This window comes from Streptomyces aurantiacus, assembly GCF_001418335.1.
GTDB classification, from domain to species: domain Bacteria; phylum Actinomycetota; class Actinomycetes; order Streptomycetales; family Streptomycetaceae; genus Streptomyces; species Streptomyces aurantiacus.
This window is the reverse complement of record NZ_LIPP01000477.1, coordinates 1-6,589: the sequence shown is the minus strand read 5'-3', so window position 1 is coordinate 6,589 and position 6,589 is coordinate 1. Positions and strand designations below refer to the sequence as shown.

The window sequence follows — 6,589 nt, the reverse complement described above, 5'->3', positions numbered from 1 at the left end:
ATCCCGATCGGCGGCGAGGGCACGCTGACGGCGGCGCGAATGCTGTCGGACGCGGGCCTGCCGGTGGTCGGGGTCCCCAAGACGATCGACAACGACATCTCGTCGACGGACCGCACGTTCGGGTTCGACACGGCGGTCGGGGTCGCCACGGAGGCGATGGACCGCCTCAAGACGACCGCCGAGTCCCACCAGCGGGTGATGGTCGTCGAGGTCATGGGCCGCCACGCCGGCTGGATCGCCCTGGAGTCCGGCATGGCCGCCGGCGCCCACGGCATCTGCCTGCCCGAGCGGGCCTTCGACCCGGCCGACCTGGTCAAGATGGTCGAGGAGCGCTTCGCCCGCGGGAAGAAGTTCGCGGTCGTGTGCGTGGCCGAGGGCGCGCACCCCGCCGTGGGCAGCATGGACTACGGCCACGGCGACATCGACCAGTTCGGCCACGAGCGCTTCCAGGGCATCGGGACGGCGCTGGCGTACGAGCTGGAGCGCCGCCTCGGCAAGGAGGCCAAGCCGGTCATTCTCGGCCACATCCAGCGGGGCGGCACGCCGACCGCGTACGACAGGGTGCTGGCGACGCGCTTCGGCTGGCACGCGGTGGAGGCGGCGCACCGGGGTGAGTTCGGCCGCATGACGGCGCTGCGCGGCACGGACGTGGTGATGGTGCCGCTGGCCGAGGCGGTCACGGAACTGAAGACGGTCCCGAAGGACCGGATGGACGAGGCGGAGTCGGTCTTCTAGGAAGCTTCCCGGGGCCCTCCGGTCCGGAGCCTGCGTGGGCTGCGTGGGCTACGCGGGGTACGTGGAATACGTGGGCCTCGTGGGGCGACGGCCCAGGTCTCAGTGGCCGCCGTCGCGTCAGCCGCCGTCGCGTCGGATCGTCGACCAGAAGCGGTCGACGATCCGGTCCAGGAAGTCCCGGCCCGCGGCATCGGCGTCGGCGGAGACCGTACGGCCGCCCCAGCTCGGCGTCGCCGCCAGCCGCCCCTGGTACTCGGTGTGCAGTGCGCGCAGCGCGTGGCCCACGGTCCGCCGTTCCATGGTCAGCAGCTTGCCCACCGGGCGGACGTACGTCTGCCAGCGCGTCGTCACCGCGCCGCGCAGCATCTCCGCCAGCTTCGGCTCCCGCCCGGTGACCGAGACGAGGTCCGCCGGCGTCAGTTCGAGTACTCCGGCGAGCGCCGACGACTGCCGCTCGCTGCCGCGCCACTCGTCCGCCTCCTCCATCCGTACGTACGCGAGGAGTTCGAGCCCGACGGCGTGCGCGACGTCCTCGGGCGCCAGGCCCCGTGCGACGCGGTGCTCGCGCAGCGACCGGGGCGCGCCGACAAGTTCGCCCGGGGAGCACCACAACACGCCTGCCAGCGCGACCAGTTCACCGTTGCCGGGAGAGGCCAGGCCGCGCTCCCAGGCGACTATCAGGTCGGGCGTCACATGGGGCATCCCGAACGAGGTCCGTATCCCGTACGCGACATGCTCGGGCCCCATGCCGAGCGCGGTGCGCAGCTTGCGGGCGGCAGGGGCGTCGAAGGGCGGGGTGGGCTGAGAGGCCGACTGTTGGTGCACGTGCATAACGTATGGGCCCCGGGGCTGCGGTGACTACGTTCTGCTCGGCCAGGATCACGGATTGTGTGAACCTACGGTTTCGGACAGTTGTCCAGCGAACCCGTGCGTAGGCCGATGCGTCCTGTATGCGTCCCGTTGCGGCGCACGCGCGGGGCGGGCTGCCGCGGTGCCAGGACGCCGGGCGCTCGGGCAAGCGCCATGAGCAGCGTCGACGGGCATATGCGCGCATGTCCGGCCAATGGCGGAGCGCGCGCCTCCGGTCGGCCGGCGCCGGGAGGAGTGCGCGGGAGGCCGGCCTCGTGCGCCCCTTCGGGGCATGTTCGGCGGCTGCGTGCGGCGCCGGAACGCGCGGCGCGAATCAGACGGTGTGCGGGTGTTCGCAACCAGGGATCGAGTTCGTCCGCCTCGGGTCGGCCTGCCTCGGGTTGCTCTACCCGTGCGGCCGGGTGGCACCCGGCGGCCCGGCGGCCCGGCGGCCCGGCGGCCCAGCGGCCCGGTGGCCCGGTGGCCCGGCGGTGGAAGCGGGCGGCGCCGTGCTTGGTAATGGTCCATCCGGCAGTGGCTCGTGGTTTTGCAAAGTCATGTACATGGCGGTTCAAGGGGACGCAGAGTCGGCGTGACCGTTTCGTCTGATCGACGCACGCTCGAAAGGGACGACACATGGCTCTCTCCCGTTCAGCACGTGCAGCCGCAGCCGCCACCGCGGTGGCCTCCTTCTTCACCGTCGCCGCCGCCTCCGCTCCCACCCATGGTGCCCCCGGCATCGGCGACCCCTACTTCCCGCTCCTCGGCAACGGCGGTTTCGACGCCCGTCACTACGCCCTCGACATCGCCTACGACCCCGGCACCGACCGCCTGGACGGCCGCACGACGCTCACCGCGCGCGCCACGACGAGACTGTCCTCCTTCGACCTCGACCTGCAGCGACTGGAGGTCACGAAGGTCGAGGTGAACGGCAGACGGGCCACCTTCGCCCGCGACGGCGACGAACTGCACGTCACCCCGAAGGGCTCGCTCGCCAAGAACCGTGACTTCACGGTCACCGTCACCTACGGCGGTGTCCCCGAACCCCTCACCGGGCCGATCGTGTTCGGCTCGGACTACGGCTGGATGAAGACCGACGACGGTGTCTTCGTCGCCTGCGAACCGAACGCCGCCTCCACCTGGTTCCCGTCCAGCGACCACCCGTCCGACAAGGCCACCTACGACATCCGCATCAAGGCTCCCAAGGGCCTCACCGGCGTCTCCAACGGCCGGCTCGTCTCGACGTACGACAAGGGCGGCTCGACGTACAGCCACTGGCGTGAGTCCAGGCCCATGGCGACCTACCTCGCGACCGCCACCATCGGCAAGTTCGACGTCCGGACCGGGCGGACCCCGGGCGGCACGCCGGTCTACGTCGCCATCGATCCGACCCTGGCGAACAGCAACGCCGTCGACGTGTACGCCGTCACGGCCGCGGCGACCGACTACTGGTCGCAGGTGTTCGGGCCGTACCCGTTCGAGGAGACCGGCGCCATCGTCGACGACATGCCGGCCGCCGGGTTCTCGCTGGAGGTGCAGAGCAAGCCCGTCTACTCGGCCGTACGCAGCGAGTCCACGATCGTGCACGAGCTGGCCCACCAGTGGTTCGGCGACTCGGTGTCGGTCGCGCGCTGGCAGGACATCTGGCTCAACGAGGGCTTCGCCACCTACGCCCAGTGGCTGTGGAGCGAGCACCAGGGCACCCGCTCGGCACACGACTCCTTCCTCGCCGCCTACGACACCCGCCCCGCCGACAACGCCTTCTGGCAGGTCGAGGTCGCCGATCCGCAACGCGACACCATGTTCGCCTCGGCGGTCTACCAGCGCGGCGCGATGACACTCCAGGTGCTGCGCGAGCGCATCGGGGACGCCGCCTTCTTCAAGCTCCTGCCCACCTGGACGAAACTGCACCGCTACGGCAACGCGGACACCGCCGACTTCGTCCGCCTCGCCGAGAAGGTCTCCGGACAGCAGCTCGACGACCTGTTCCGGACGTGGCTGTCCACCAAGGGCAAGCCGGCTCTGTCGTAGAGGGATAACCCTCGTTCACCTCGCGTCTGGCTGACATGTATAGGTCAATGATGCGACTCTGCCCAAGGCCACGGCGCGGGTTCCCCCACACCCGCCCGTGGTGACGGGCCCGCACCCCCTGCTCAGCTCGCCCCGGACAGCACATCCCGTCTGTCCGGGCTGTCACCGGCCGCACACCCGCGGCCGTCGCAGTAGGAGTACGAGTGAGACGAATCCCCCGCCAGGCGGCCGCAGCCGGTGCCCTGGTGGCCACCGCCGCCCTCCTTGCCCTCGGCGTGCCCTCGGGCGCCGCGTCCGCCGAAACCGCCGCCGCTCCCCACCCCGGCCCCCTGCGCACCGGGAGCCTGCCGGCCGACCTCACACCGGCCCAGCACACCGCGCTCGTCAGGAGCGCGGCGACGAAAACGGACACGACCGCCGACACCCTGGGCCTCGGCGCCAAGGAGAAGCTGGTCGTCAAGGATGTCGTCAAGGACCAGGACGGCACGCTCCACACCCGCTACGAGCGCACCTACGCCGGCCTGCCGGTGCTCGGCGGCGACGTGGTCGTGCACACCCCGCCGGCCTCCCGGGCCGCCGGCACGGTGAGCACCACCTTCAACAACAAGCGCACCGTCGAGGTCGCCTCCACCACCGCGACGTTCACCAAGTCGGCCGCGCGGAGCAAGGCACTGAAGGCCGCCGAGGCGCTCGACGCGGGCAAGGCCACCACCGACAGCGCCCGCAAGGTGATCTGGTCGGGCAGCGGCACGCCCAGGCTCGCCTGGGAGACGGTGATCGCCGGCCTCCAGGACGACGGCACCCCCAGCAAGCTGCACGTCATCACCGACGCGAGCACCGGGGCGAAGCTCCACCAGTTCCAGGGCGTCGACACCGGCACAGGCAACACCCAGTACAGCGGCACGGTCACGCTGAACACCACGCTGTCCGGATCGACGTACCAGCTGTACGACACCACCCGCGGCGGCCACAAGACGTACTCGCTCAACAACGGCACGTCCGGCACCGGCACCCTGATGACCGACGCGGACGACGTGTGGGGCACCGGAGCCGGCTCCAACACCCAGACCGCAGGCGCGGACGCCGCCTACGGCGCCCAGACGACCTGGGACTTCTACAAGAACACGTTCGGCCGCAGCGGCATCAAGAACGACGGCGTCGCCGCCTACTCCCGCGTCCACTACAGCACGGCGTACGTCAACGCCTTCTGGGACGACGACTGCTTCTGCATGACGTACGGCGACGGCACCAGCAGCACCCACGCGCTGACCTCGCTCGACGTGGCCGGCCACGAGATGAGCCACGGCGTCACCTCCAACACCGCGGGCCTGGACTACAGCGGTGAGTCCGGCGGCCTCAACGAGGCGACCTCCGACATCTTCGGCACCGGCGTCGAGTTCTACGCCGCCAACTTCTCCGACGTGGGCGACTACCTCATCGGCGAGGAGATCAACATCAACGGCGACGGCACGCCGCTGCGCTACATGGACGAGCCCGACCAGGACGGCGGCTCCGCCGACAGCTGGTACTCCGGCCTCGGCAACCTCGACGTGCACTACTCCTCGGGCCCGGCGAACCACATGTTCTACCTGCTCTCCGAGGGCAGCGGCACCAAGACCATCAACGGCGTCACGTACAACAGCCCCACCTCCGACGGGGTCGCCGTCGCGGGCATCGGCCGCGCCGCCGCCCTGCAGATCTGGTACAAGGCGCTGACGACGTACATGACGTCCAGCACCAACTACGCCGGTGCCCGCACCGCCGCCCTCAGCGCCGCCGCGTCCCTGTACGGCACCAGCTCCGCCCAGTACGCCGGAGTCGGCAACGCCTTCGCCGGTATCAACGTCGGCAGCCACATCACCGTGCCGACCACCGGGGTGACGGTCACCAACCCGGGCAGCCAGTCCTCCACCGTCGGCACCGCGGTCAGCCTCCAGGTCTCGGCGAGCAGCACCAACAGCGGCTCACTGACCTACGCCGCCACCGGCCTGCCCACCGGCCTGTCCATCAGTGGCTCCACCGGCGCGATCACCGGGACGCCCACGGCCGCCGGTACCTACAGCACCAAGGTCACCGTCACCGACAGCACCGGCGCGACCGGCACGGCGTCCTTCACCTGGACCGTCAGCTCCTCCGGCGGCGGCACCTGCACCTCGGCGCAGCTGCTCGGCAACGCCGGGTTCGAATCCGGCAGCAGCACCTGGACCGCGTCCAGCGGCGTCATCACCAACTCCACCAGCCAGGCGGCCCACGGCGGTTCGTACAAGGCCTGGCTGGACGGCTACGGCAGCACGCACACCGACACGCTGTCCCAGTCGGTGACCGTGCCCAGCGGCTGCAAGGCCAGCTTCACCTTCTGGCTGCACGTCGACAGCGCGGAGACGAGCACCAGCACCGCCTACGACAAGCTCACCGTGACGGCGGGCTCGACCACCCTGGCGACCTACTCGAACCTCAACAAGGCCACGGGGTACGTCCAGAAGACCTTCGACCTGTCCTCGTTCGCCGGTTCCACCGTCGCTCTCAAGTTCAGCGGCGTGGAGGACTCCTCCCTGCAGACCAGCTTCGTCGTCGACGACACGGCGGTGACGACCAGCTGACCCTGACCGGCGGCTGACCAGCGGCTGACATCCTTCGCACCACCCGCGGCGTGGGCCCTCTCCGGCGGCCCACGTCGCGGTGTGCTGTCAGGGTGTGTTCAGGGCGTCGGCTCGGGGGGCGGGACGGGTCGCCGGGTGAAGCGCCGCAAGCCGCGGCGGGTGGGCTTGAGGGGCGCGTCCTCGGGGGCGAGCGGCCCCTGGCCCGGCGGCAGGGCGGGCATCGCGGCCGGGGCGGCCACGGACCGGCCGCCGTGCCGCAGCCGGCTCTGGACGGTCCGGGCCATGGCCTGGTGGGACGGCTCAAGGAGCAGGCCCTCCGCGGACAGCCGCTCCCACATGTGCAGCAACTCCTGCCCCCGGGTGGCCACTTGGCC

General features: G+C 70.9%; 4 protein-coding genes and 1 pseudogene. 3 read left to right on the top strand and 2 right to left on the bottom strand.

What is annotated here, in order from left to right; all coding sequences use genetic code 11:
* Positions 1 to 735 (top strand): ATP-dependent 6-phosphofructokinase (locus AOK01_RS39080; RefSeq protein WP_055520267.1); only part of this gene is annotated, 735 nt, incomplete at its 5' end.
* A 117-nt stretch (positions 736 to 852) separates the two neighbouring features.
* On the opposite strand, the gene AOK01_RS39075 is transcribed toward AOK01_RS39080, so the two are convergent.
* Complete coding sequence (locus AOK01_RS39075; RefSeq protein WP_055520265.1) at positions 853 to 1,566, bottom strand: helix-turn-helix domain-containing protein; 714 nt, start codon at positions 1,564 to 1,566, stop codon at positions 853 to 855.
* A gap of 654 nt (positions 1,567 to 2,220) precedes the next feature.
* Here AOK01_RS39075 and AOK01_RS39070 point away from each other — a divergent pair.
* Together AOK01_RS39070 and AOK01_RS39065 are read left to right on the top strand one after the other, a co-directional pair.
* Positions 2,221 to 3,615, top strand: coding sequence for a M1 family metallopeptidase (locus AOK01_RS39070; protein ID WP_055520263.1), 1,395 nt, complete (start codon positions 2,221 to 2,223; stop codon positions 3,613 to 3,615).
* Positions 3,616 to 3,818: 203 nt separating this feature from the next.
* Entirely contained in the window at positions 3,819 to 6,215 is a 2,397-nt protein-coding gene (locus AOK01_RS39065; protein WP_213862216.1) for a M4 family metallopeptidase, read from the top strand.
* 98 nt (positions 6,216 to 6,313) lie between these two features.
* On the opposite strand, the pseudogene AOK01_RS39060 reads toward AOK01_RS39065, so the two are convergent.
* Positions 6,314 to 6,589: pseudogene (locus AOK01_RS39060) on the bottom strand (hypothetical protein); the annotation flags it as partial.